22 protein-coding genes and 1 pseudogene are annotated in these 24,226 nt (G+C 59.5%); 15 read left to right on the forward strand and 8 right to left on the reverse strand.

Translation table 11 applies throughout. The features are described from left to right. Nucleotides 1–44: 44 nt before the first annotated feature. Together RWK44_RS27635 and RWK44_RS27640 are read left to right on the forward strand one after the other, a co-directional pair. Nucleotides 45–1,565 (forward strand): ABC transporter substrate-binding protein, encoded by a 1,521-nt coding sequence (locus RWK44_RS27635; RefSeq protein ID WP_077980683.1) that lies wholly within the window; start codon nucleotides 45–47, stop codon nucleotides 1,563–1,565. A 71-nt stretch (nucleotides 1,566–1,636) separates the two neighbouring features. Beyond that, nucleotides 1,637–2,698 (forward strand): Ldh family oxidoreductase, encoded by a 1,062-nt coding sequence (locus RWK44_RS27640; protein WP_316029683.1) that lies wholly within the window; start codon nucleotides 1,637–1,639, stop codon nucleotides 2,696–2,698. Between the two features lie 58 nt (nucleotides 2,699–2,756). Here the strand turns inward: RWK44_RS27640 and RWK44_RS27645 are convergent, their stop codons facing one another. Beyond that, on the reverse strand, nucleotides 2,757–4,523 hold the full coding sequence (locus RWK44_RS27645; protein WP_316029684.1) for an SLC13 family permease: 1,767 nt from the start codon (nucleotides 4,521–4,523) through the stop codon (nucleotides 2,757–2,759). 275 nt (nucleotides 4,524–4,798) lie between these two features. On the opposite strand from RWK44_RS27645, the gene RWK44_RS27650 reads away from it, so the two are divergent. After that, entirely contained in the window at nucleotides 4,799–5,110 is a 312-nt protein-coding gene (locus RWK44_RS27650) for a DUF982 domain-containing protein (RefSeq protein ID WP_077980686.1), read from the forward strand. Nucleotides 5,111–5,253: 143 nt separating this feature from the next. Beyond that, nucleotides 5,254–7,899 carry a DNA ligase D gene (gene ligD / locus RWK44_RS27655; protein WP_077980687.1) on the forward strand — a complete coding sequence of 882 codons (2,646 nt, stop codon included), beginning with the start codon at nucleotides 5,254–5,256 and terminating at the stop codon, nucleotides 7,897–7,899. 339 nt (nucleotides 7,900–8,238) lie between these two features. Here the strand turns inward: ligD and RWK44_RS27660 are convergent, their stop codons facing one another. Beyond that, the gene (locus RWK44_RS27660) at nucleotides 8,239–8,793 is read right to left on the reverse strand and encodes a methyltransferase family protein (RefSeq protein ID WP_168281492.1); all 555 of its coding nucleotides are present in this window, start codon (nucleotides 8,791–8,793) and stop codon (nucleotides 8,239–8,241) included. Nucleotides 8,794–9,006: 213 nt separating this feature from the next. On the opposite strand from RWK44_RS27660, the gene RWK44_RS27665 reads away from it, so the two are divergent. After that, nucleotides 9,007–9,885: an alpha/beta fold hydrolase gene (locus RWK44_RS27665; protein WP_168281493.1), complete on the forward strand. Its 879-nt coding sequence runs from the start codon at nucleotides 9,007–9,009 to the stop codon at nucleotides 9,883–9,885. Nucleotides 9,886–10,207: 322 nt separating this feature from the next. Next, the gene (locus tag RWK44_RS27670; RefSeq protein WP_077980690.1) at nucleotides 10,208–10,687 is read left to right on the forward strand and encodes a hypothetical protein; all 480 of its coding nucleotides are present in this window, start codon (nucleotides 10,208–10,210) and stop codon (nucleotides 10,685–10,687) included. Nucleotides 10,688–10,751: 64 nt separating this feature from the next. Here RWK44_RS27670 and RWK44_RS27675 read toward each other — a convergent pair whose 3' ends face one another. Both RWK44_RS27675 and RWK44_RS27680 read right to left on the reverse strand, forming a co-directional pair. Continuing rightward, nucleotides 10,752–11,387 (reverse strand): hypothetical protein, encoded by a 636-nt coding sequence (locus tag RWK44_RS27675; RefSeq protein WP_131641144.1) that lies wholly within the window; start codon nucleotides 11,385–11,387, stop codon nucleotides 10,752–10,754. Between the two features lie 67 nt (nucleotides 11,388–11,454). Beyond that, nucleotides 11,455–11,747: pseudogene (locus tag RWK44_RS27680) on the reverse strand (PRC-barrel domain containing protein). A 211-nt stretch (nucleotides 11,748–11,958) separates the two neighbouring features. On the opposite strand from RWK44_RS27680, the gene RWK44_RS27685 reads away from it, so the two are divergent. The 6 genes from RWK44_RS27685 (at nucleotide 11,959) to RWK44_RS27710 (ending at nucleotide 18,338) form a co-directional block, all read left to right on the forward strand. Continuing rightward, nucleotides 11,959–12,687 carry a FadR/GntR family transcriptional regulator gene (locus RWK44_RS27685; protein ID WP_131663488.1) on the forward strand — a complete coding sequence of 243 codons (729 nt, stop codon included), beginning with the start codon at nucleotides 11,959–11,961 and terminating at the stop codon, nucleotides 12,685–12,687. A gap of 21 nt (nucleotides 12,688–12,708) precedes the next feature. Then, complete coding sequence (denD, locus tag RWK44_RS27690; protein ID WP_131663489.1) at nucleotides 12,709–13,695, forward strand: D-erythronate dehydrogenase; 987 nt, start codon at nucleotides 12,709–12,711, stop codon at nucleotides 13,693–13,695. A 166-nt stretch (nucleotides 13,696–13,861) separates the two neighbouring features. Further along, complete coding sequence (locus tag RWK44_RS27695; RefSeq protein ID WP_131663490.1) at nucleotides 13,862–14,929, forward strand: ABC transporter ATP-binding protein; 1,068 nt, start codon at nucleotides 13,862–13,864, stop codon at nucleotides 14,927–14,929. A gap of 148 nt (nucleotides 14,930–15,077) precedes the next feature. After that, entirely contained in the window at nucleotides 15,078–16,382 is a 1,305-nt protein-coding gene (locus RWK44_RS27700) for an ABC transporter substrate-binding protein (RefSeq protein ID WP_077980695.1), read from the forward strand. A gap of 83 nt (nucleotides 16,383–16,465) precedes the next feature. Then, a complete protein-coding gene (locus RWK44_RS27705) occupies nucleotides 16,466–17,398 on the forward strand; it encodes a carbohydrate ABC transporter permease (protein WP_017956497.1) in 933 nt (310 codons plus the stop codon). 40 nt (nucleotides 17,399–17,438) lie between these two features. Further along, the gene (locus RWK44_RS27710) at nucleotides 17,439–18,338 is read left to right on the forward strand and encodes a carbohydrate ABC transporter permease (RefSeq protein WP_077980696.1); all 900 of its coding nucleotides are present in this window, start codon (nucleotides 17,439–17,441) and stop codon (nucleotides 18,336–18,338) included. Between the two features lie 95 nt (nucleotides 18,339–18,433). Here the strand turns inward: RWK44_RS27710 and RWK44_RS27715 are convergent, their stop codons facing one another. The 4 genes from RWK44_RS27715 to RWK44_RS27730 all read right to left on the reverse strand — a co-directional run bounded on the left by RWK44_RS27715 (nucleotide 18,434) and on the right by RWK44_RS27730 (nucleotide 21,217). Beyond that, nucleotides 18,434–18,829, reverse strand: a complete 396-nt coding sequence (locus RWK44_RS27715) for a hypothetical protein (protein ID WP_131661231.1) — start codon at nucleotides 18,827–18,829, stop codon at nucleotides 18,434–18,436. Nucleotides 18,830–18,869: 40 nt separating this feature from the next. Further along, complete coding sequence (locus RWK44_RS27720) at nucleotides 18,870–19,103, reverse strand: BrnA antitoxin family protein (protein ID WP_316029685.1); 234 nt, start codon at nucleotides 19,101–19,103, stop codon at nucleotides 18,870–18,872. 177 nt (nucleotides 19,104–19,280) lie between these two features. Further along, nucleotides 19,281–20,582: an MFS transporter gene (locus RWK44_RS27725; protein WP_316029686.1), complete on the reverse strand. Its 1,302-nt coding sequence runs from the start codon at nucleotides 20,580–20,582 to the stop codon at nucleotides 19,281–19,283. A gap of 182 nt (nucleotides 20,583–20,764) precedes the next feature. After that, entirely contained in the window at nucleotides 20,765–21,217 is a 453-nt protein-coding gene (locus tag RWK44_RS27730; RefSeq protein ID WP_003562469.1) for a MarR family winged helix-turn-helix transcriptional regulator, read from the reverse strand. A 201-nt stretch (nucleotides 21,218–21,418) separates the two neighbouring features. Between RWK44_RS27730 and RWK44_RS27735 the strand changes: the two genes are divergently transcribed. From RWK44_RS27735 to tsdA, 3 genes are read left to right on the forward strand one after another with little or no spacing between them, the layout of a single operon-like run. Further along, nucleotides 21,419–21,955 carry a flavin reductase family protein gene (locus RWK44_RS27735; RefSeq protein WP_316029687.1) on the forward strand — a complete coding sequence of 179 codons (537 nt, stop codon included), beginning with the start codon at nucleotides 21,419–21,421 and terminating at the stop codon, nucleotides 21,953–21,955. Between the two features lie 10 nt (nucleotides 21,956–21,965). Further along, nucleotides 21,966–23,198: a flavin-dependent monooxygenase gene (locus RWK44_RS27740; RefSeq protein WP_221980538.1), complete on the forward strand. Its 1,233-nt coding sequence runs from the start codon at nucleotides 21,966–21,968 to the stop codon at nucleotides 23,196–23,198. 47 nt (nucleotides 23,199–23,245) lie between these two features. Beyond that, the gene (gene tsdA / locus RWK44_RS27745) at nucleotides 23,246–24,226 is read left to right on the forward strand and encodes a gamma-resorcylate decarboxylase (RefSeq protein WP_221976196.1); all 981 of its coding nucleotides are present in this window, start codon (nucleotides 23,246–23,248) and stop codon (nucleotides 24,224–24,226) included.

Consider the following 24,226-nt stretch of genomic DNA (forward strand, 5'->3'; position numbering starts at 1 on the left):
GATTTACTGTGAGGAGCGCCAAAGGCGCATGGGAGGAGAACGAAATGAAACTGCATTTGTTAGCTGCCTGCTTTTCAACAACGGTGCTCGCGCTGAGTTTCGGCTCGGCTCAGGCGCAGGATGCCAAGAGCAACGTCACTATTGTGCTTGCCGAAACGGTCGATGTCGTCGAGCCCTGTATGGCTGCCCGCCAGGACGTCGGCCGGGTCATTTCTGAAAACGTCAACGAGATGCTGGTGGAATTCGACTACGTCAATGGCGGCCTCAAGCCCCGCCTGGCGACGGAATGGTCGAAGATTGACGACGACACCTGGGAGTTCAAGCTGCGCCCGAATGTCAAATGGCACGATGGCAAGCCGTTCACCGCCAAAGATGTCCAGTTCACCATCGAGCGCAACAAGAACAAGAAGCTCAGCTGTGAGACCGGCGGCAAATATTTCGGCGGCACCGAGTTCAGCTTCGAAACGCCGGATGCCAACACGATCCGGATTACGACAAAACCGGCGCAACCGATTCTTCCGCTTCTGATGACCGTGATGGCCGTGGAATCGGCCGAGGCGACACCAGCAGACGAATTCACCCGCAAGCCGATCGGCACTGGCCCCTATACGTTCGACAAATGGGAAATCGGCCAGTCGATCGTGCTGAAACGCAATCCGGAATATTGGGGGGAAAAGCCGCAGGTGGAACAGGCGACCTATCTGTTCCGCTCCGACAGCGCCGTTGCTGCCGCCATGGTCGATGCCGGCGAAGCCGATATCGTCCCGGCTGTATCCGTGCAGGATGCCACCAACAAGGAAACCGATTTCGCCTATCCGAATTCGGAGACGACATCGCTGCGCATCGATACGCGCGCAGCACCCCTTAACGACCGGCGCATCCGTGAAGCGATGAACCTCGCTATTGATCGTCAGGCGATGCTCGGAACACTGTTCCCCGAACAGGCCAAGATCGCGACACAGCTCGTCGTGCCGACCACGATCGGCTACAATGCCGATATTCCCGCCTGGCCGTATGATCCCGAAAAAGCAAAGGAACTGGTCGCAGCAGCGAAAACGGACGGCGTGCCGGTCGATCGCGAGATCCGCATCATCGGCCGTAATGGGCAATATCCCAATGCCACCGAAGCGATGGAAGCGATGATGGCAATGCTTCAGGAAGTTGGGTTGAACGTAAAGCTCGACATGTATGACGTTTCCGTGTGGAACGGCTACTTCGTTGCACCCTTTGTCGCCGATTCCGGTCCGACTCTGACCCAGTCGCAGCACGACAATGCGACCGGCGATCCCGTCTTCACCGCATTCGTGAAATACGCGACCGACGGCTCGCACTCCATGGTTCGCGATCCTGCCGTCGACGCGCTGATCGCCAAGGCGACGTCTGCCACCGGCGACGAGCGAACAAAACTCTGGAAGGAGCTGTTCGCCAAGGTGAATACCGAAATCATCGCCGACATCCCGATGTTCCACATGGTCGGTTTCACCCGCGTCTCGCCGCGTCTCGACTTCAAGCCGACGATCGCGACGAATTCCGAACTGCAGTTGTCGCAGATCCGCTTCAAGTAAGCCGGGTTGCCGCACTTAAGCACGGGCCGCCCGCAAATAGCGGCCCGTGCTTTCCATGACGTGAGGGAGGAATGCCTATGCCGCTGATTGACCGCATTGCCCTGACCCAATTCGCCGAGCAGATATTGACCCGCGCCGGCATGGAGCCCGACAAGGCCGAAACGACTGCCGCCGTGCTGGTGGAAGGCGACATGATCGGTCACGAAACCCATGGCGTCAGCCTTTTGAACTGGTACGTCGAGGCGTTGGAGGACGGTTCCCTTGCGAAGTCCGGCAGCTATGAGGTCGTCAATGACCGCGGCGCAGCCTTTGTTTGGGACGGCAAATCCCTCCCAGGCGCATGGCTGCTGACGAAGGCGATCGAGCAGGCCTGCGAACGGGTCGGCGATCATGGCGTTGTCACCGCCGCGATCCGCAACTGCCACCATACCTGCGCTCTTTCAGCCTTCATGCGGCAGGTCACCGACCGCGGTCTGATCGTGCAGCTGTCGGTCTCGCATCCCGCGGCGAGCCGTGTCGCGCCCTATGGCGGCACGAAGCCGCTTCTGACGCCAAACCCGATGGCGGCCGGCTTCCCGACGTCCAGGGATCCAATCCTGATCGACGTCTCGGCCTCGATCACCACCACGACCATGACGCAAAACCTGGCGAAGGCCGGCAAGAAATTTCCTGAGGCCTGGGCTCTCACCGCCGCAGGCGAGCCGACCGATGATCCACGCGAAGTGGCCGAACGGGGCGGGACAATGATGCCTCTTGGCGGCCAGTTGAAGGGGCACAAGGGTTTTGGGCTCGGGCTGATCGTCGAATTGCTGGGGCAGGGGCTTTCCGGCAAGGGACGGGCCAACACGCCGTCCGGTGTCTTTTCGCAAAGCGCTTTCCTTCAGGTCATCGATCCCGCCTTTTTTGCCGGGCTGGATGCCTTTACGGCGCAGTCTGACTTTCTCGCCTCTGCATGCCGCAGCAATCCTCCGGCGCCCTGGAACAATGGCCCCGTTCGCATGCCGGGCGACAGCGCCGCACGAAAGCGCCGCTCGGCGTTGGAAGAGGGCGTGCCGGTCGGCGAGGTGGCTTGGCAGAAGCTTTGTAAACATGCCGAGATCCTGGGCTTGCCTCTTCCTGACGTCGCTGCTTGACGAAAACATCTCGGCTTCGAAACTTCTATCGGTCGCCGCAACGCCCGGTCAGGTGCAATCAGATCGGCCAGACCAATAGCAGGATCGGCACACTGACGACCACCACAATGAGCGAGAGCGGCAGACCCAATCGCGCGTAGTCACCAAACCGATATCCGCCCGGTCCCATCACGAGCGTGTTGCACTGGTGTCCGATGGGGGTGAGGAAGTCACAGCCGGCTCCAATTGCCACCGCCATCAGAAAAGCATCGGGTCTAAAGCCCAGCTTCTCGGCAAAGGTCGCGGCGATCGGGGCCATGACCAGAACCGTCGCTGCGTTGTTCAAAAACGGGGTTACGGCCATGGCCGCAACCAGGATGAGAGCCAACGCACCGAAGGGCGGGAGCATTTCGGCGGTTCGCGAGAGGAGGTCCGCGATGATGTCGGTGGTTCCTGTGGTCCTGAGCGAGTCGCTGATCGGAATGAGAGCGGCCAGCATGATCAGAATGGGCGCATCGAGATGCTGATAAACTTCCCGCAAAGGGATGGATCCGGTGACCACCATCAAAAAAGCTGCGGCGAAAAACGCCGTCGCAACGGGGATCCCGCCAAAGGCCGTGGCCGCCATCGTCGCCAAGAGGATGATGACGGGGACCAGGCCATTGCGGGCGCTGCCGAGCTTCAGATTTCGTTCGACGAGCGGTAGGCATCCCCACTCGCGCAAAAGATCCGGTAATTTCTGCAGGTTGCCCTGCAGGACCAAGACGTCCCCGTTGCGGATCTTGATCTCCCCCAGACGCTCGGTGAAGCGTTTGTCGCGGCGGCTGACGGCAAGAAGGTTGAGGCCGGTATTGTCAAAAAGCGAGACGTCTTTTGCGCTGACGCCGATCAATCGGGAATGTTCGCCGACAATGGCTTCGACAGAACCTATGTCGCGGCGCGCCTCCGGCTGGTGCTTGCGATCGGACAGTTGAAGCTTGGCTTCGCTGACGATCTTGTCGAGCGCGCTCTGCTCGCCCTCGATAATAAGCAGGTCGCCATCCTTGAGCACGGTGTCGGGAAGGGGCGTGCGCTTTTGCCCGCCGCCGCCGATAATGGCGGTGACCATCGCATCGCCGCCGGCAGGTTTCTGCAGCCAGCTGACCGACTGCCCGATCGCCCCGGACGGCGCTGCGACCTTGGCTTCGGTGGTATAGTTTTTGATCGCTACCGCCTCGTCCATCGATGTCTCTACACGCGATCTTTCAGGCAGCAGCCTGTAGAAGAGCGCCAGAAAAACAACGCCGGCGACCGAGAGCGCCAGGCCGACAGGCGTATAGTCAAACATCATGAACGGCTGCCCGGTGATCTCCTCGCGCACCCGGGACACGATGATGTTTGGCGACGTGCCGATCTGCGTCATGAGCCCTCCAAGCAGGGAGGCGAAAGACATCGGCATCAAGAACATGGACGGCGATACGTTTGACTTTCGCGCCATTTGCACAGCGACCGGAATCATGATCGCCAGCGCACCGATGTTTTTGATAAAGGCTGACAGGGCTGCGACTATGGCAACCAAGATGATCAGCTGCATCCTTGGCCCACGTCGTTCGGGCGAAAATCTGCGCAAGGCGACATCCATGATCCCCGATCTGGATATCGCCGCACTCACGATGAGCGCGCTGCCGACGATAATGACGATGTCGTCGGCAAAGCCGGTAAAGGCATTTTTGGCGGGGACGACCCCGATAATGATCGCGATGAGAAGTGCGCTCACGGCGACGATATCATATCGATAACGATCCCATAGAAACGCACCCATCATCAGCGTGATGACGAGAACGGACAGCCATTGATCCCAGCGCATCTTTGCATCCTGATGGTAGCGATTAACGCTTGAGCCTGGATAACGATGCTTGGTGAGGTGAATTTTTTGTTCCGATACTCACCGCTCTATCTTCTGACAGTTGCGGCGGGTTGATCCCAGGACGCATGCCGAGGCAGGCGCTACAGGAGCTGGACGGGCCAATGCCGGTATCGAGAAGATCATCTGAGAGACGCTTCACGGCGGTCCTTGAACCGTCGGCGCCCAGCCACAATATCATTTCGTCAGGACCATTGGTGGCATGAAAGGAGGAAAAGATGCCGCTGAACGATGTTCCATGGATCCGGCCGGTGACGATCCGGCTGCAGTGCGGTTTAGAGCGTACCTTCACAGGCGTTTACGACGCCTTGGATTTTCTCGAGAACGAATGGCCGCTGCGTCATGGAGAGCGCCATGAGCGAGCGGTGAAGACGTGCCGCGGCGCGCTTAACGGGATCATTCCCGGCATCGTCGCGCGTGAGGCCTTCGTGGCGGCCTGTCTCGAAGTCGGAATGCCGGCCGTCCTGGTCCCGTGGAAGAGGAAGCCCGCTCCGCATCCGCCCCGGCCAGCGCGTCACGCGGCCATCTAGGGTATCAGTGATGACCTCGCCTCCGATGAGGCGAGGTCTTGCCGAAGCGCGCGTTTTCCCGATGAGCGCCGGTATAAACGCCCTGATGGAACTTCCAGCTGCCAGCCGGCATTTCGCTGTCGGGGCTGCTTTCTGGAGCGATTATGGCCAGCGACAAACTATCGACTTATCGATCGAAGCGCGATTTTCAAAAAACGGCCGAGCCGAGCGGTGAAAAGCGCCTGACGCGCAGCAACCGCCGTCGCTTCGTCATCCAGAAACATGATGCCACCCGGCTGCACTACGATCTGAGACTCGAGTTGGACGGCGTCTTCAAGTCCTGGGCTGTCACGAAAGGGCCATCCCTCGATCCGCACGACAAGCGGCTGGCCGTCGAGGTGGAGGATCACCCACTGGACTATGGTGATTTCGAAGGCACCATTCCGAAAGGCCAGTATGGCGGCGGCACTGTCATGCTGTGGGATCGGGGCTATTGGGAACCGGAAGGAAAGAAGAGCCCGGAGCAGGCGCTGGCAAAAGGCGATTTCAAGTTTACGCTGGAAGGCAAACGCCTGCACGGCAGCTTCGTGCTGGTGCGGATGCGCAACGATCGCGACCGTGGCAAGCGCACCAACTGGCTGCTGATCAAACACCACGACGAGTTCTCCGTCGACGAGAACGGCGCGACTATCCTCGAAGAAAATCAGACATCGGTTGCCTCCGGCCGAACCATGGAAATGATCGCGGCCGGCAAAGGACGAAAGCCCAAGCCTTTCATGGTCGAGGGCGGCGATGTTCGGGCCGATGCGGTCTGGGACAGCAATCAGGGACTGGCTGCCGACGAGAGAAAAGAGGATGCCCGAACTGGAGGAGACTCCAAGACGGTGACACAGGTCGATTTGCCGGATTTCATTGCGCCGCAGCTCTGCCAGACCCTGGAGCGCCCTCCGGCAGGCACCGGCTGGATTCACGAGATCAAGTTCGACGGTTACCGGATCCAGATGCGCGTGCTGGATGGTGAGGCGACGCTGAAGACCAGGAAAGGGCTCGACTGGACTGCAAAATATCCCGATATCGCCGAGGCGGCATCGGCATTGCCCGATGCGATCATCGACGGCGAGATCTGCGCCCTCGACGATAGTGGCGCTCCTGATTTCGCGGCCCTGCAGGCTGCCCTTTCGGAAGGCAAGACCAGCGAACTCGTCTATTTCGCCTTCGATCTACTCTATGAGGGAGGGGAGGATTTGCGATCTCTGCCGCTCGTCGAGCGCAAGGCGCGGCTTCAAAGCCTCCTGTCCGACGCCGGCAGCGATCCGCGCATTCGTTTCGTCGAACATTTCGAGACTGGCGGCGATGCAGTTCTCCGGTCTGCATGCAAGCTCTCGCTGGAAGGCATCATCTCCAAACAAGCGGATGCACCCTATCAATCCGGCCGTACTGAAAGCTGGGCGAAGTCGAAATGCCGCGCCGGCCATGAGGTGGTAATTGGCGCCTACGCAAAGACCAACGGGAAATTCCGATCCCTGCTGGTCGGCGTCTATCGTGGCGACCACTTCGTTTATGTCGGCCGCGTCGGCACTGGATATGGCGCAAAGAAAGTCGAAACGCTGCTGCCGAAGTTGAAGGCGCTCGAGACGGCGAAATCGCCTTTCACCGGTGTCGGCGCACCGAAAAAGGAGGCCGAGGTCACGTGGCTGAAGCCCGAGCTCGTGGCGGAAATCGAATTCGCAGGATGGACCTCAGACGGTATTGTCCGGCAGGCGGCCTTCAAGGGGCTGAGGGAAGACAAGCCGGCGAAAGAGGTCAAGGCTGAACGGCCGGCGAAGCCCGCGCGAACTGACGTGCCGCAGCCGGCGGTGCAGGCGAAGGCCAGGCCCGTCCGCCGAAAAAGCGCCAAAGCCGAGGTCATGGGGGTGCTGATTTCAAACCCGGACAAGCCGCTATGGCCGGATGCGAATGACGGCGAAGCGGTCACCAAGGAAGAGCTGGCCCGCTACTACGAAGCCGTCGGTTCCTGGCTGATCGAGCACATCAAGGGACGCCCATGTTCGGTCATCCGCGCACCCGACGGGATCGGCGGCGAGCAATTTTTCCAGCGCCATGCGATGCCCGGCACCTCGAACCTTCTCGAACTGGTCAAGGTCTTCGGCGATAAAAAGCCCTATCTGCAAATCGACCGGGTCGAAGGCTTGGCCGCCGTCGCGCAGATCGGCGCGGTCGAGCTGCACCCCTGGAATTGCGAACCGCATCAGCCCGAGGTGCCCGGGCGTCTCGTCTTCGACCTTGATCCAGGTCCGGACGTGCCGTTCTCCGCTGTGGTTTCGGCGGCCCGGGAAATGCGGGACCGTCTCGACGCGCTGGGCCTGATCAGCTTTTGCAAGACGACTGGCGGCAAGGGTCTGCACGTTGTCACTCCGCTCGCGGTCAACAAGCGCAAGCCGCTTTCGTGGGCTGAAGCGAAGGGTTTTGCGCACGATGTGTGCCAGCAGATGGCGCGCGACAATCCCGATCTCTATCTGATCAAAATGACGAAGAGCCTGAGGAACGGCCGGATCTTCCTCGACTATCTGCGCAACGACCGGATGGCGACGGCGGTGGCGCCTTTGTCACCGCGCGCCCGGCCGGGCGCCACCGTCTCGATGCCACTGACCTGGACCCAGGTCAAGTCGGACCTGGACCCCAAGCGCTTCACCATCCGCACCGTTCCTGCTCTTCTGGCGAAATCGTCGGCCTGGGAAGACTATTGCGACGGCCAACGGCCACTGGAACAGGCGATCAAGCGCTTCGCCAAGGCGCGGGTCGCGGCTTGATTGAGGGGCTTACCGCGGACCGGGTTCGAGGTGATAGTTAGCGCGAACCGCAATTGCTTTGGGAGTTCGCGCCCGGCGATCCACCGTGGCGACAGCCGGGCCAGGCGTCGGATTAATGCCATGTGTTCAAGTTGGATTTGTTGCAGGCAACGACACTCGCCTGGCCACGATCGACAGTTTCCGTGGAGCAGTCCGAAAAGTCCATCGGTCGGAGGCTTTCGACGCTGATTGCTTTATCGCATCGTCGAGAGGTCAGTCGCCTGTCGAGCCGCTGCCTCGTGGTACAGCTTCATCGCGTCCGACGCGGTTCCGCCATGCGTACCCTCCCTCGGAAGCAGGTTACCGCCAATCGAACCACGGTGTCAGCAAGCCCGTCTTGCGCCGATAGGCTTCATATTCGGATGCCAGCGGTGATAGGGAGAACTTCCTCTCCTCATTGCGGGCTGCAATCACGTAGACAACCGTAAAAAATAAGACCGGCAGGATCGACCATATCGACCAAGATGCCAGCGCCCACCCCGACCAGAAGAGCAGGTAGGACGTGTAAAAAGGGTGCCGCAGGTAGCGATAGGGACCGTCGGTGACAAGACTATCTGGATGATCGAGAGTGAACACGAAGCGCAACCTGGCCTGTCGCGAGGCCGACACCGCCCACCAGAACAAGCCCGCCGACCCGATTTCAAATCCCAGTCCTACTACTTGTACCCATAGCATCTGGGTCCCGGACCAAACCAGGTACAGGAAAAACGCCGTCGTCGCGATGACGCCGATGGTGATCAGCTTTGCTCCGGCTTCCATCTTCGGTGAGTTGAAGTGGCCTCGCAACGACCACGCGTAGGACCCGACGATAGTCAGGCTGGTGATCGAAATAATGAAGTCCAGAAGAAATTGCATCTCGATACCCAGCTTGAAAGGTTGGTTACAATTGCTGCTGCGACAGACCTAACCCGTATAAAACGCCAAGGCAAATGATTGATGTATGATACGTAACCGCATCGAAACGTGTCGTGATTGCACGGCCTGGTTTAGATCTGGTTTACGATGATTATGCACCTGCCGTAGATCTTTTTGTGCAAGATTTTGGCTGCGCTTTAGGGGTCGCAGCTTATGGACGTATTTCACTGTACAATCGACACCAGCCACGGCGCTGTGCGCATCAGTGACACTATCGATGGCGCTGCACCACTACTTATGATACACGGTTCCGGCAGCTCACGGACGGTCTTTTCACGGCAACTACACAGCCATTTGTCCCGGAATTGGCGTCTGATTGCGCTCGATCTTCCGGGGCATGGCGAATCGAGCGACGCTCGAGATCCGCAGTCAACTTACACTGTCACCGGTCTTGCCGACTGCATAGGAGAGGTGGCAGCGCGCCTGGGGCTTCGTCGCTTTCCCGTGCTGGGATGGTCGCTTGGCGGTCACGTCGCGATTGAGATGGCGGGCAGCGGCAACGGCATTTCGGGCCTGATGTTGTGCGGCACGCCACCGGTCCCCAGCGGTCTCCTCGGAATGCTGCGGGGATTCCATCCATCATTTGATATTCTTCTGGCATCAAAAGAGAACTTTACATCGCGTGACGTGGAGCGGTTTCAGTCTCTTTGCTTTGGAGACACGAGCAACCCCTCCTTTCGCGATGCTATAGCGCGTGCAGACGGGAGACTAAGGAGCGTTTTTTCTCGCGCAATGTTGCGGGGGCAGGGGGTGGATCAGCGCCGCACCGTCGAACAGGCTGATATACCCATTGCTTTTGTGAATGGATTTCATGACCCCTTTGTCAAACTCAGCTATTTTTCGGGCCTGAACATCCAGTTGCTCTTCGAAGGCAAAGCGCATGTAATGGAAGGTGCTGGTCACGCGCCCTTCTGGGAAAAGCCGGAGAGCTTCAACTCGATGCTCGACCGGTTCCTGAACACAGTCGCCGCTCATGAAGCCAATATCGATCTGAAAAATCATCACTTTCTTTCGAACAGATCAATGTTCTAAAAGCGATACGCGGAGCTGCGGTCTCCTGTGCTTACAGTTTCCGAAACATGTCGCGGGAGATCGACGAGTGGCTCGAAAGACGACACAGGATCTTTCAAGCCAGGTAATCGGATCGGAATGCGAGGGATGTGGCTCGCCATTTGCCGCGGCCACGAGCTCGTACTGCAAACGACGTGGTTTCCATCGGTCGTAAAACAATATTTGACGTCTAAGTTCATTATGCGACGGTCATGGTCGGGCAACCGCCATTGCCTTTCCCGCAGACCGATCCCGCCCTATCATTCAGAGGCGCCTGCATGAAATCCAGGGAGATGGGAGAGCGATGCAGAAACGTTTAGGCCTGTTAGCGGCAGGAGTCTTTCTCCTCCAGCCATGCTCCTTCGCCAACGCACAGGCACCGAATGCCCTGGAGAGGGCCATCGGAGATGCGCAGCCATGCAGGTCGTTGAAGACCAAGGTATCGAGCTTCGGTATCAGTGTGGAGGTAGGCGTCGACAAGCTCGATTCGGTGAAGATCGAAAACCTGCAATTGTCGGTCAATGGCAACACCGCGGAGGCGAGCGCCCGCGGCACGCTTGCTTGCAAGACCTCGGACGAAGCGCTGGTACAAGGAGGGTTTTCAGCGACCGCTGAGGTTCGGCTGAAGGTCGACCTTACGACCTGCAAGATGACCGAGACCTCCATCGAGATCGTGAAGACCGGTGGCCGGTTCGGCGACATCGTCAAAGGACTTGAGACTGAAATCTCTGGCGCCCTCCGGCGAAGTCTGGAGAGGAACGTGGCCAAGCTTTGCGAGAAGTGATCAGCGGATCGACACCGTTAGACAGGAAGGGGATCGAAGACTGCGTTGCAGAGGTGCCGCCGCCTCAGCGGAGCAACCCATCGCGACAGAACTCTTCCCAGCCGAGAGGTTTCGAACGTGACGCATCGTCGGGGTCGGCATCAAGTTTCGAAGGGGTCTTGGCCTTGGTCTTCAACGAACGCGTCAACTTCGCTTTCAAGGCTGCCCGTCGTCGTTTCTCGGCCGTCGCTTCAGCATCCTCTTCGCGCCAGACTGTCACCATGTCTCGGTCGAGGATGTCCTCCACCACGCGCGGGTCGAATACGTGGAAGGTAATTTTCCTCGCCCGCCCACGCAGCTTCACCGTGCGGGTTCCTGCACTGGGCAAGCGCCCGTCGCTGAGCCAGCGATGTCTCTCGGTAGTAGAGATCGTCAGGATATCCTGGATTTCACGGGGGATCACAGGCAGGCTTTCGATGTCTTCGAGCGCGTTGGAAACGACTGACGAAGCAGCACGGAACGCACTCTTAGCCGTTTCAGCCATCGCCAGTGTCAGAGCACCCGCCTCGATTTCGAGCGACTTTCTCACCGCCAAAGGCAGACGTGCGCGAATCTCCAGCAGAATCCCCTTCGCGCGAACGGATGATCCGAGCGTGGCTGCGGTCGATAGGGGCCACTCCTTGATCAGCTCCGCATCGTCGGTCGTTTTGGGTTTTGCCATGTACGAGTAGATGGGCCTTCCGCCCTGCAGCGTCAACGACTACGTCAGGACGGAGGGCATCATGTGATTACGCCCAGTCGCGGTACTCGGGCATCTGTTTGAGCTCGTCCTTGGTCCAGCTCGTAAAGGCATGAACGTCGCCGTCTTCATCGCGCATGAACCCAATATCCGAGACCGGAACTGCAACAGGGTTCGAGCCGATACCCAGAAAGCCTCCGACGTCGCTGACCGAGAAGCCGCCGGCGCCCGCGCCATGGATATGATCGAACTTGCCGACTTTGTGATCCGGCTCCATAGAATGGTGGGGACGGCAGGGGTAAGTTCTGAAGTCGTCAAGCGTACGTGGTTGGTGTGTTCCATGATCGTTTCCTCCTTTGTGAAGGAGGGGTCAGTCCGTCCGGCGCCGTGATCAGCTGGTTTTCTCGGCGTGCTGATATTGCCATTCACAAAACTGCTCCAAATAACGGTTGGGTAGATCGCGCGCCGTCATCCGTTGACAATCCTCTCTTGCTCAGGTCTACTGGTCCACTTACCGGACCAGTAGACCTGAGCGCGGGGAGGGGGAAAAGCAATGGACGTTCGAGCGATGCTCGAAGACGACGTTGCGGCGCTCGGTGGAGCGCCGAAGAAGTCGATGAAAGACTTCGTCGTCCAGAAGATTGCGACCTTCATTGCCACCGGCATTCTCAAGGTGGGCGATCCGCTGCCAAGCGAACGTGAACTCGCCTCCGCACTCTCGGTCAGCCGCGAGACCGTCCGTGGGGCGATCCTTATCCTTTCCACGCATGGGATTCTCTCGGTTGCGCACGGAACGCGCACGGTAGTGTCATCAGAGGACGTCGGCGAATTGGCCGTCCAGGCCGCGCGGTATCGCGACATTGCGGCCTACAGTCTTGACCATGTTCACGAGGCGCGGCTGCTGATCGAAGCAAAGGTCGTCAGGGCTGCCGCGCTCAAGATGGAGCCTTCAACTCTTGATTATCTCGGCAAGTCGATCGCGGCACAGGAAGCCGCCTGTGACGATCCTGTTCGTTTTTTGATATGTGACCGGGAATTTCACACCGCTATCTACCGTTCCAGCGGTAACGCGGTGCTGGCTGATATGGCCGCCGACCTCTATTCCTATCTTCTGAGCCACCGAAGGCGCGTCGTATCGCAGCCCGGGAGCATCGCCACCAGCATCGCCGATCACCGGATGATCCTCGCCGGTTTGGAGACGCGGGACCCGGACGCCGCCGCCGCGGCCTTCGCAATCCACGAAACCCGTATTTATACGACGACCAAGTTACTCTTCTCGTAGTTCGCAGGGAGGCGAAACACGATGCATATTCTCATTATCGGGGCGGGAGGAATGATCGGCCGGAAGCTTGCTGCCAACTTGGCGCGCAGCGGCTCCCTCGGCGGCCGAACCGTTACGCGCATGACGCTCGTGGATATCGCGCCTCCGCCGATACCCGCCGGTGGCGTTGCGCCGGTGGAAGCGCTGGCTGCCGATATCTCCGAAAGCGGCGCAGCGGAAGCCCTGGCGGCCCGCCGGGCTGACGTGATCTTCCATCTTGCCGCGATCGTTTCCGGCGAAGCCGAGCGCAATTTCGAACTCGGCTACCGAGTCAATCTCGACGGCACGCGATCGCTATTGGAAGCGATCCGCCGGGAAGGAGCCCGCCAAGCCTATGTTCCCCGGTTCGTATTCTCCTCGTCGATCGCGGTCTATGGCTCGCCGTTTCCCGATCCGATTCCCGACGATTACGTGCTGGCACCTCTGACCAGCTACGGAGTCCAGAAGGCGATATCCGAGCTTCTGCTTGCGGACTATTCGCGGCGCGGCTTCATTGACGGCGTCGGAATTCGGTTGCCGACCATCGTGATCCGGCCTGGTGCGCCGAATGCCGCGGCATCGGGCTTCTTTTCCGGAATCCTGCGTGAACCCCTTGCAGGCCAGCGGGCTGTTCTTCCGGTCGAGGAAACGGTCAAGCACTGGCTGGCAAGTCCGCGTTCCGCCATCAAATTCCTGATCCATGCTGCGACGCTCGACACGGCGGCGCTGGGTGTCCGGCGCACGCTTACCATGCCGGGCGTCGCCGCCACCGTTGCCGACCAGATTGCCGCCTTGCGCCGTGCTGCCGGTCCCGAGGCGGCGGAGTTGATCGATCGTCGCCGCGACGAGGTCATTGAAGGGATCGTCGCCGGATGGCCGAAGTCCTTTACGCCCGAACGCGCGACGCAACTGGGTTTTTCCGCCGAAACCACGGTGGACGAGCTGATCGAGGTCTATCTCGCCGAAGACGCTCCGGGTGCGTCCGGATGAGATTGGGCTGGGCTAAAACCGCGCCATAGGAGGAGAGTACCGCCAGGGCACACCCGCATATGCGGGATTGCAACGGCAGAAGGACTTGAGAAGATAAGGCCGCCGGCAAGATATACGAAAATACGAAGACATAGCATGTAGCGCTCGATTTCTGGGAGGAGTGGGTATGGCAGGCGTTCAATTCGCGGATGTGCGGAAATCATTCGGGTCGTTTCCGGTGATCAAAGGCGTGGATATCGACATTGCCGACGGGGAGTTCGTGATCCTGGTCGGCCCGTCGGGTTGTGGAAAGTCCACTCTTCTGCGGATGCTGGCGGGACTTGAGAATATTTCCGGCGGTGAGATCAAGATCGGCGGGCGCGTGGTCAACACGCTGCCGCCCAAGGACCGCGACATCGCGATGGTGTTCCAGAACTATGCGCTCTATCCGCATATGACGGTACAGGAGAACATGGGTTTCTCGCTGATGCTGAACAAGGCGCCGAAGGCGGAAGCCGAGAAGCGGGTGAAATATGCCGCCGGCATCCTCGGTCTCGACAAATTGCTCGACCGTTATCCGCGCCAGCTTTCCGGCGGCCAGCGCCAGCGTGTCGCCATGGGGCGGGCGATCGTCCGCGATCCGGAAGTCTTCCTATTCGACGAACCGCTCTCCAACCTCGATGCGAAGCTGCGCGTCGCCATGCGCGCCGAAATCAAGGAACTGCACCAGCGGCTGAAAACGACGACGGTCTACGTCACCCACGACCAGATCGAGGCCATGACCATGGCCGACAAGATCGTCGTCATGCATGACGGCGTCGTCGAGCAGATCGGCACGCCGCTCGAGCTTTACGACAAGCCGGCCAATCTCTTCGTTGGCGGGTTCATCGGCTCGCCGGCGATGAACATGATCAAGGGCAGGCTCGACCCCGAGAACCCGACAAGTTTTAAGGCGCCTGATGGCACGGCGCTCCCGGTTTCCAACCCGCCTGCCGACGCCCTGGGCCGCGACCTCGTCTACGGGCTTCGCCCGGAATACATCCTGCTCGATGCCAATGGCCTGCCCGGTGAAATCGTGGTGATCGAGCCGACCGGCTACGAGACGCATCTTATCCTCAGGCTCGGCGGCAGCGACCTCAGCTGCGTCTTCCGCGAACGCGTCAGCGCGCGGCCGGGCGAGACCCTGCGCGTTGCGATCGACGCCGCGCATGTTCATCTCTTCGATGCCGAGAGCGGCCGGAGATTGACCAACTGACGCCGTCCGGCGGCTGCGCGGGGCGGAGGAGCCCCCGTCGCCCGCAAGCCGGCAGCACCCCGTTTTAGGGATTCAAGGACCGTCGTTCACAATGCGGGAGGTGAACGTCGGGGAGTTCGCACCCGCTTTTCTGAAGAGGAGGAATATCATGAGTTTTAAGAGACGTGACTTTCTTGCCGCCTCGGCTGCCGTTGCCGGCGCCGCCGGCCTAGGCATCCGGCCGACCTTCGCGCAGGCCGAACCGACCTATACACCGGAAAGCGGCGCCAGCCTGCGGCTGTTGCGCTGGACACCCTTCGTCAAGGGCGATGAGGAGGCCTGGATTGCAAATACCAAGAAATTCACAGACGCGACCGGCGTAGATGTGCGCATCGACAAGGAAAGCTGGGAAGATATCCGCCCAAAGGCTGCCGTCGCGGCCAATGTCGGTTCCGGCCCGGACCTCATCATGTGCTGGTTCGACGACGCTCACCAGTATCCCGACAAGCTGGTCGACCTGACCGAGCTCGCCAACTATCTCGGCAACAAATATGGCGGCTGGTATGATGGTGTGAAGGGCTATGCGGCGCGCGGCGACACATTCATCGCCATGCCGCTGGCCGCAATCGGCAATGCGGTGGTCTATCGCGACACTCACGTGAAGGCGGCCGGCTTCAGCGAATTCCCGAAAGACACGGCAGGCTTGCTTGAGCTTTGCAAGGCGATGAAAGCCAAGGGCACGCCGGCAGGCTTCCCGCACGGCAAGGCCGTTGGCGACGGCAACAACTACGCCCATTGGCTGCTTTGGAGCCACGGCGGCAAGATGGTCGACGAAGGCGGCAAGGTAACGATCAACAGCCCGGAAACGCTGGCTTCGATCAACTATGCCAAGGAGCTCTATGCGACCTTCATTCCAGGCACGGAAAGCTGGCAGGACGTCAACAACAACCGTGCCTTCCTCGCCGGCCAGGTTTCGCTGATCGCCAACGGCGTCTCGGTTTATTACACAGCCAAGAACGACCCGAAGCTCGCCGAGATCGCCAAGGACATCCGCACGACGAATTTCCCGGTCGGCCCGGTTGGCCAGAGCGTCGAGCTTTTCCAGACGAGCTCACTGCTTCTCTTCAAGCACACCAAATATCCGGAAGCGGCGAAGGCCTACATCAAGTTCATGATGGAAGCCGACCAGATGAATGCCTGGATCCAGGGCTCCAGCGCCTATTGCTGCCAGCCGCTCAAGGCTTTCGCCCAGAACCCGATCTGGACATCCGATCCGATCCACGCGCCTTATGCGCGCGCCTCGGAAAAATTGCGCCCGAACGGCTATGGCGGCCCACTCGGTTATGCCTCGGCAGCGACCATGGCCGACTACGTTCTGGTCGACATGTATGCGGCCGCCGTCACCGGCCAGATGTCGCCCGAAGATGCGATGAAGGAAGCTGAACGCCGGGCAAACCGCTACTATCGCGTCTGAGCCGCGCTTCAAAGCAAGCGGCATGCCGGCTTCGGCATGCCGCTAGCACTCTGCGAGTTCAAAACGTAATCTGGAGATAAGCAATGTCGATGGTGAATCCGGAGGATAGACGCGGGCCGATCTCTTCGCTCCTGCAGAACAACAACGTGCTCGGCTTCCTGTTCATGCTGCCGGCGGCGGTGTTCCTCGTCTGCTTTCTCACCTATCCGCTGGGGCTCGGCGTCTGGCTCGGCTTCACCGATACGAGGATCGGCCGCGACGGCATCTTCATCGGGCTGGAGAACTACCAGTTCCTGATGGACGACGGCGTCTTCTGGCTGTCGGTCTTCAACACCATTCTCTATACCTCCGTTGCCTCGGTGCTGAAATTCGCGCTCGGCCTCTGGCTGGCGATGCTGCTCAATCAGCACCTGCCGTTCAAATCCTTCTTCCGGGCCATCGTGCTGCTTCCCTGGGTCGTGCCGACGGTGCTTTCGGCCCTGGCCTTCTGGTGGATCTACGATTCCCAATTTTCGATCATCTCCTGGTCGCTGATGCAGCTGGGACTGATCAGCGGGCCGATCAACTTTCTCGGGGACCCCATAAATGCGCGCATATCCGTCATCGTCGCCAATGTCTGGCGCGGCATTCCCTTCGTGGCGATCTCGCTGCTTGCGGGGCTGCAGACGATTCCGGCGTCGCTGCAGGAGGCCGCCTCGCTCGATGGCGCCACGAGCTGGCAGCGTTTCCGCTATGTGACGCTGCCGATGTTGACGCCGATCATCGCCGTGGTGATGACTTTCTCGGTGCTCTTCACCTTTACGGATTTCCAGCTCATCTACGTGCTGACCAAGGGTGGACCCGTCAACGCGACGCATCTGATGGCGACGCTATCCTTCCAGCGCGGCATTCCAGGCGGTCAGCTCGGCGAGGGTGCGGCCATCGCGGTCGCCATGGTGCCCTTCCTGCTCGGCGCCATCATGTTCAGCTTCTTCGGGCTGCAACGGCGCAAATGGCAACAGGGCGGCCAGGATTAAGGCCAGGGTTAGAGCCAAATTGGGGTTAGGGAGAGTGACGATGTCGATAAATTCAAACGCCGCCGATCAGGTCGTGACCGACAATGCCGAAGGTATGAGCTATCTGAACCGCCTGCCGCGGCGGATCGTGATGCTCTACCTGCCGATGGCGGTCTTCGTCGTCGTGCTGCTCTTCCCGTTCTACTGGATGGCGATCACCGCGGTGAAGCCGAACGATCAGCTGACCGACTATAACAACTACAGCCCCTTCTGGGTCGTGGGGGCGACGCTCGATCACATCAAATACCTGTTCTTTGAGACATCCTATCCGGGCTGGCTGTGGAACACGATGCTGGTGGCGGTCTGCTCCACCTTCCTCTCGTTGGTGGCGTCAGTCTTCGGCGCCTATGCGATCGAGCGCGTCCGCTTCACCGGCTCGCGTTCGGTCGGCCTCGTCATTTTCCTCGCCTATCTCGTGCCGCCGTCGATCCTCTTCATCCCGCTTGCCTTCATCGTCTTCAAGCTCGGGATCTATGACTCGCGGCTGGCGCTGATCTTCACCTATCCGACCTTCCTCATTCCCTTCTGCACCTGGCTGCTGATGGGCTATTTCCGCTCGATTCCATTCGAGCTGGAGGAAAGCGCGCTGGTGGACGGCGCCAACAGGTGGCAGATTCTCACCAAGATCATTCTGCCGCTCGCAGTACCCGGGCTGATTTCAGCTGGCATTTTCGCCTTCACGCTGTCCTGGAACGAATTCATCTATGCGCTGACTTTCATCCAGTCGTCGGAAAACAAAACCATTCCTGTGGGCGTACTGACCGAACTGGTGCGCGGCGACGTCTTCGAATGGGGGGCACTGATGGCGGGAGCATTGTTCGGCTCGCTTCCGGTGGTCATCCTCTACTCGTTCTTCGTGGACTACTACGTCTCATCGATGACCGGGGCGGTGAAGGAGTGACATTCTACCCCGGACACGCCCTTGCTTCCTGCAGCATGCGACTGCTTGTTATTGCAGGAGGCGTGTCCGCGAAAATGGGATCACGTGCCTTCCCATCATGTATCGAAACCTCGTCTTGCCGAGATCGAATAATTGTAAACTGTCGCGTAGCTCGTCGATACGAGCAGCGGAAATGCGATGGTCTTGAGTATTTCCGGTGTGCCGGTCGCCGCATGGATTGCCACGAGAATGCTGGCTGAGCCGAGACAGGCAATGAGAGGCGGCGCCCAAAATCGTACCGATCCGACGAAGCGCTTGGAAAGCCAGTCAATCACAGATTTCAGGAAAAGCGTCAGGCAGGCGGATATCGTACCCTGCACAAGCCCGGCATAGAGCGGCAATGGCATGGCGTGCGCCCGATTGGCGAAGACCGCCCAGCTGCCCATTACCAAAGAGGCGAAGAGAACATGGACAAGGCCGCTGCGGAGAAGCCGGTGCAGTGCATTCGGCATCACAACGACCACCCGTGGCGGACAAGATGGTGCAACAGGGTCAGAGCCTGTTCTTCATCGCGGCGCGCAAAATGTCGTTGATCCGATCCTGCCAGCCAGGGCCATCTTCCTGGAAATAGGCAAGCACATCACTGTCGATCTTGAGCGAAACAAGCTCCTTTGTATTCGGCAGCGCCGGCCGCTCAACCGCTGGCTCCGCCTTCTTCTTCGCGGGATTGAACAACGCTTCGGCAGCATCCATTGGATTGACAGGTCTGCGGGGCGAGTTTGCCATCGTTATGACTTTCTATTGCCTGTCGGATCGACATATGAGCGGCATACGGGATCTCGGCTGCTTCGTCGACTATTTAGCTCGTTTCATCAGGGCGATCTAGCCGACCTGCTCGACCGCCGGCGTGCGGGAGCCATTGCCGGCAGGTTCTGGATGCCAGACCTGCCGACAATCTGGGCGTCAATCAGCCTTTTTGCGATACAGCAATGTCATGAGTGCGAGGACGCATCCCAAGACTCCGACGGATGCAAAGATGTAGAAGTTCCACTGCGGAGCCAGGCCTGCACCCAGAACCGCACCGCCGATAGCCGGTCCTATCATGCCGCCGATACGGCCGATGCCGAGCGAGAAGCCAAGGCCGGTTCCACGGATTTCGACCGGATAGAGGTTTCCGACGAGAATGTTGGCGAGGATCTGCGTACCGATCGTTCCCGTACCGGCAAGTGCGACGAGACCATAAACCTGGAGGCCCTGATCCACCTGCGTCAGCGACCAGATCGAGCAGGCACCGAGAAGAAACATCCCAGCCACGACTATTTTGACATTTCCGCGGTCGGCAATCCTTGCGCCGATCAGGAGGCCGACGGCCGCTCCGAGATTGAGCGTTACGGAGAAGAGGAGGGCAGAACCGAGGTCATAGCCCATCTTGTTCATGATGGTCGGAAGCCAGTTGACCATGCCGAATGTGAGCAGAAGCGAACAGAAGTGAATGCCCCATGCGTTCAATGTCGGCAGCAGGCGACCTTCGGAAAACAGCGACCGGATGCCCACCTGGCGTGACGCAACGGGCCTGGCTACGGGATTGGGCAGCCCGTACTGGTTTGCGATTTGGTTGGCTTCGGTCTGGCGGTTCTTCGTTGCCAGCCATTCGGGGGACTCGGGGATGAGGCGGATGAAGAAAGGCAGAAGCAGGATCGGTGCACCGCCGATGATCATCAGTGGACGCCATCCGTATTTCTGTATCAGCAGCATTCCGAGGATACCCGAGATGATGCCGCCGGCCAGATAACCGAGAAGAGCAATCGAATAGGCCATTGCCTTCCGTTTCGGCGGAGAAAACTCGATGATTAGAGCGGTTACCGTCGGAAAAAGAGCTCCAAGGCCCAGGCCGGCGAGAAAACGTGTTCCCTCAAAAGCGAGAAAGTTCGGCGCAAGACCGCTGCCGATCATCATCACGGAAAAGCTCAGCAGACTGCCGATGATGACCTTGCGACGACCTATCCTGTCAGCAAGTGTTCCGGCAACGAGAGCGCCCAGCAGCATACCGAATAGGGTGATGGAGGCAGCCCGTCCGACCATGCCCGGTGTCAGGCCCCAACTGGCTTCACCGAGCAATGCCGGCGCGACTGCGCCGTAAACGATCAGGTCGTAACCGTCGAACAGGATCAGCAGACCGCAAAGGGCGATGATGATATTCGGGCTGCGAACGCGTTCGTTGATAATAGCGAGATCTTGTATGGCCAATGTTCCCTCCCCATACATTTGCGTACAGGAAGTACGCTCCAGCCAGCGGCAGGTTCGCGTCGATCCGTGTACAAATCCTCCTGGATCATTGCCGGCGTGGTTCCTCCCAGCGCCAGACTCACCCGCAAACGGGTTATGTCAAGACAACGATGACACGCTATTAAATACTTGCGAATAAAATATTTGCAACTGCAAACTTTTCAGCTCGCAACTTTTCCCTTTCCGGACATTGCCGGCAGGTTGCTGTGCATGCGGCGCAGCGCCTTCTTCAGTGCTGCGACCTCCTCGTCCGACATGTCCTGAACCGCGGTGCGTTCAAGCTCGACGGCAAGCGGCATGAGCCTTTCCGTCAGCGCCTCGCCCTGGGGGGTCAGCCTTACGATGACGATGCGGCCATTATCCTCCGGACGTGTTCTCGACACCAGCTTGCGTTTGGCCAGTGTGCCGACGAGGCGCGACAGCGTCGAAATCTCGACAGAGACGACGTCGGCGAGATCCCCCAGGGTGCTCTCGCGGCGCTCCTTGAGCATGGCCAGAACCCGGTACATCGCCACGCTGAGATTGTCTTCGGCGATTCTCTGCGCGAACACCTCGGCTATCCGCACGCCGGCGCGATTGAGAAGATAAGGAACGGAATCGGTAAGTTTGTACATGTCTCTGTCTGCTGGCGGGATTTCGCTTGCTGAGGGCTCTCTCCGACATGCACCTAAATGACCGGAATGACAACACGATTGGCTTTCAGCCGTCGAGAAAGGCTGAGTAAGGCAAGCATTTTCCCGCCCAAATTATAAACTTGCGTTGACAATAGTTGCAAATGCAATAATCTGGATGCTAAGGAGACACGGGAGGAAATCATGTCTGCCACTGCCCTCGGCATAGCGCCGGCCCCCGCACCTATCAGCGATGCGTTTCGATCGACCATGCGCCGTTTCCCGGCGACGGTGACAGTCATTTCTGCTTGTCGCAACGGTGCTGATCATGGAATGACGGCCACCGCCGTCACATCACTTTCGATGGATCCGCCATCTCTCATCATCTGCCTGAACAATCGCACCTACCTGCATGACATGCTGCTTGAGGTGCCGGAATTCGCAGTCAGCGTCCTGACCGACAGGCAGGCAGCCGTATCGGAAGGTTTCAGCGGCAAGATTGCGCCTGAGCGTCGGTTCGACGCTGCCGATTGGGTTCGCCATGAGCGCGGCATGATGGTGCTGAATTCCGCTCATGCCTCGGTTGTCTGCCGCCGCATGGGCGCAGTTCCCTATGGAACGCACACGATCTTCATCGGGCAGGTGGTGGATACACGCCATTCCGAAAACACGATCGCGCTGATGTACGAAAACTCGAAATATTGCGCGCCACAGCACGCGCTTCCTGCATCCCAGAACTGAAGGTAGTTTCATGAACAATACAGCCGCCCTGTTTCCCGCCTCGGCGCGGGTCAAGACCGCATGTCTTGCAGATCGCATCGCCCCGATGCTGGACGAAATCCGTGCAGGTGCGCGCGATACCGAAAAATCCGGCCGTGTGCCGGCGCGCTCTATCGATCTGCTGCGCTCCGCCGGCTATTTCAATATCGTCAAGCCGGCCCGCTTTGGCGGCGACGAAGGATCCTTTGCCGAGCTTGTCGATGCAAATATCGAGTTGTCGTCGGCCTGCGCCTCCACCGGCTGGGTTGCCGGCCTCCTTTCCGCCCATCAATGGCTCCTTGCCATGTTCGATGAAAGGGTTCAGCAGGACGTGTGGGGCAGCGATCCGGATGCGCTGCTTTGCGGTTCCTACGCGCCGGTGCGCATGGCGGAACGCGTCGAGGGTGGTTTCCGGCTATCCGGCGATTGGGCCTTTGCGAGCGGATGCGAGAATGCCCAATGGGCGCTCTGTGCGGCGATCATTCCGCCAAACGGCGAGGGGGAGCGTCCTGGACCGGCGTTCCTTCTGGTTCCTGCCAGCGATTATACTATTGCCGAGACCTGGGATGTGGTCGGCCTCGCGGGCACCGGCTCAAAAAGCCTGATCCTCAAGGATGTCTTCGTTCCCGAATACCGCATATTGAGCTTTCCGGATGCGACCTCCGGCAGAACGCCGGGCGGACGTGGCTACAAGGGTATCGGGCTTTTCAACATTCCGCTCCTCATGGGGGTTCCGTTCTGCCTCGGCAGCACGGCCGTCGGTGCGGCGAAGGGCGCACTGGATAGCTATATCGACCAGATCGGGACCCGTGTGACACGTGGTGCAGTGGCCGGTGGCAACAACAAGATTGCGGAGTTTCCGACGATCCAGCTTCGCGTGGCGGAAGCCTCCGCATCGGTGGATGCCGCCCGCGAAATCATTCTGCGCGATATTGCCCGGGCGCAGCAACTGGCCCAGGCCCGCGAGGATGGCATCGGCGAGATCACCGAGGAGGATCGGATTCTCGCCCGTCGGAGCCAGTCCTTTGCCGTCAGCCTGGCCCTTCGGGCCGTCGAAGCCCTCAATGCATCGACAGGCGGCCTCGGCCTCCAGATGTCCAACCCCGTCCAGCGGGCATGGCGCGATGCAAATGCCGTCGGGCGCCACATTTCCATGAACTGGGATGCCGTCGGCACCATGGCCGGCCAGCAACTGCTCGGTCTTCCGCCCAAGGGACAATTCTGATCGGCCATCCTCAGCATTTCGATTCAAGACAGGAAAGAGAGCATATCGTGCAAGGCAAGATCGCGCTTGAAGAACATTTCGCCATTCCCGAGACGCTGCAGGACTCTGCCGGATTCGTGCCGGGCGACTACTGGACGGAACTTTCCGCCCGTCTCCTGGATATCCAGGACAAGCGTTTGCGGCTGATGGATGCCCACGGCATCGAGAAAATGATCCTGTCGCTGAACGCTCCGGCCGTGCAGGCGATCCCGGACAAGGCAAAGGCGCTGGAGATTTCCCGACGCGCCAACGACTTCCTGGCGGAGCAATGCGTCAAGAACCCGAACCGTTTTCTGGGATTTGCAGCATTGCCCCTGCAGGATCCGGATGCGGCCGCGCAGGAATTGCATCGCTGCGTGACGACGATGGGTTTCGTCGGCGCACTGGTCAATGGCTTCTCGCAGGAAGGCGACGGAACGACGCCGCTCTACTACGACCTGCCGCAATACCGACCGTTCTGGGCCGAAGTCGAAAAGCTCAACGTTCCCTTCTATCTGCATCCGCGCAACCCGCTGCCGCAGGATAGCCGGATCTATGCCGGCCATTCCTGGCTGATGGGTCCGACATGGGCGTTCGCGCAGGAGACTGCCGTTCATGCGCTGCGCCTGATGGGATCCGGCCTGTTTGACGAACATCCGGCCTTGCGGATCATCGTTGGCCACATGGGCGAGGGACTGCCATACATGATGTGGCGCATCGACAACCGGAATGCGTGGGTCAAGGTGGAAAAGAGCTATCCGGCCAAACGCCCGATTGCCGATTATTTCAACGAAAATTTCTACATCACGACGTCGGGGAACTTCCGCACGCAATCGTTGATCGATGCTATGCTGGAAATCGGCGCGGACCGAATTCTGTTCTCGACAGACTGGCCATTCGAGAACATCGACCATGCTGCAAACTGGTTCGACAGCACGACCATCTCCGAAGCCGACCGTCTGAAGATCGGTCGCACCAACGCGGTTTCACTCTTCAAACTCGATCGATAG

Source organism: Rhizobium sp. 25PS6 (assembly GCF_032464655.1).
Lineage (GTDB): Bacteria > Pseudomonadota > Alphaproteobacteria > Rhizobiales > Rhizobiaceae > Rhizobium > Rhizobium laguerreae.

Bases quoted from the DNA above. Each gene is read 5' to 3' on its own strand.
- RWK44_RS27695 (WP_131663490.1), top strand. From the start codon at position 13,862: ATGGCAGGCGTTCAATTCGCGGATGTGCGGAAATCATTCGGGTCGTTT.
- RWK44_RS27705 (WP_017956497.1), top strand. From the start codon at position 16,466: ATGTCGATGGTGAATCCGGAGGATAGACGCGGGCCGATCTCTTCGCTC.
- RWK44_RS27715 (WP_131661231.1), bottom strand. From the start codon at position 18,829: ATGCCGAATGCACTGCACCGGCTTCTCCGCAGCGGCCTTGTCCATGTT.
- RWK44_RS27675 (WP_131641144.1), bottom strand. From the start codon at position 11,387: ATGGCAAAACCCAAAACGACCGACGATGCGGAGCTGATCAAGGAGTGG.
- RWK44_RS27720 (WP_316029685.1), bottom strand. From the start codon at position 19,103: ATGGCAAACTCGCCCCGCAGACCTGTCAATCCAATGGATGCTGCCGAA.
- RWK44_RS27650 (WP_077980686.1), top strand. From the start codon at position 4,799: ATGCCGCTGAACGATGTTCCATGGATCCGGCCGGTGACGATCCGGCTG.
- RWK44_RS27670 (WP_077980690.1), top strand. From the start codon at position 10,208: ATGCAGAAACGTTTAGGCCTGTTAGCGGCAGGAGTCTTTCTCCTCCAG.
- RWK44_RS27660 (WP_168281492.1), bottom strand. From the start codon at position 8,793: ATGCAATTTCTTCTGGACTTCATTATTTCGATCACCAGCCTGACTATC.
- ligD (WP_077980687.1), top strand. From the start codon at position 5,254: ATGGCCAGCGACAAACTATCGACTTATCGATCGAAGCGCGATTTTCAA.
- RWK44_RS27710 (WP_077980696.1), top strand. From the start codon at position 17,439: ATGTCGATAAATTCAAACGCCGCCGATCAGGTCGTGACCGACAATGCC.
- RWK44_RS27645 (WP_316029684.1), bottom strand. From the start codon at position 4,523: ATGCGCTGGGATCAATGGCTGTCCGTTCTCGTCATCACGCTGATGATG.
- RWK44_RS27685 (WP_131663488.1), top strand. From the start codon at position 11,959: ATGGACGTTCGAGCGATGCTCGAAGACGACGTTGCGGCGCTCGGTGGA.
- RWK44_RS27730 (WP_003562469.1), bottom strand. From the start codon at position 21,217: ATGTACAAACTTACCGATTCCGTTCCTTATCTTCTCAATCGCGCCGGC.
- RWK44_RS27735 (WP_316029687.1), top strand. From the start codon at position 21,419: ATGTCTGCCACTGCCCTCGGCATAGCGCCGGCCCCCGCACCTATCAGC.
- RWK44_RS27635 (WP_077980683.1), top strand. From the start codon at position 45: ATGAAACTGCATTTGTTAGCTGCCTGCTTTTCAACAACGGTGCTCGCG.
- RWK44_RS27725 (WP_316029686.1), bottom strand. From the start codon at position 20,582: ATGTATGGGGAGGGAACATTGGCCATACAAGATCTCGCTATTATCAAC.
- denD (WP_131663489.1), top strand. From the start codon at position 12,709: ATGCATATTCTCATTATCGGGGCGGGAGGAATGATCGGCCGGAAGCTT.
- RWK44_RS27740 (WP_221980538.1), top strand. From the start codon at position 21,966: ATGAACAATACAGCCGCCCTGTTTCCCGCCTCGGCGCGGGTCAAGACC.
- RWK44_RS27665 (WP_168281493.1), top strand. From the start codon at position 9,007: ATGGACGTATTTCACTGTACAATCGACACCAGCCACGGCGCTGTGCGC.
- RWK44_RS27700 (WP_077980695.1), top strand. From the start codon at position 15,078: ATGAGTTTTAAGAGACGTGACTTTCTTGCCGCCTCGGCTGCCGTTGCC.
- RWK44_RS27640 (WP_316029683.1), top strand. From the start codon at position 1,637: ATGCCTATGCCGCTGATTGACCGCATTGCCCTGACCCAATTCGCCGAG.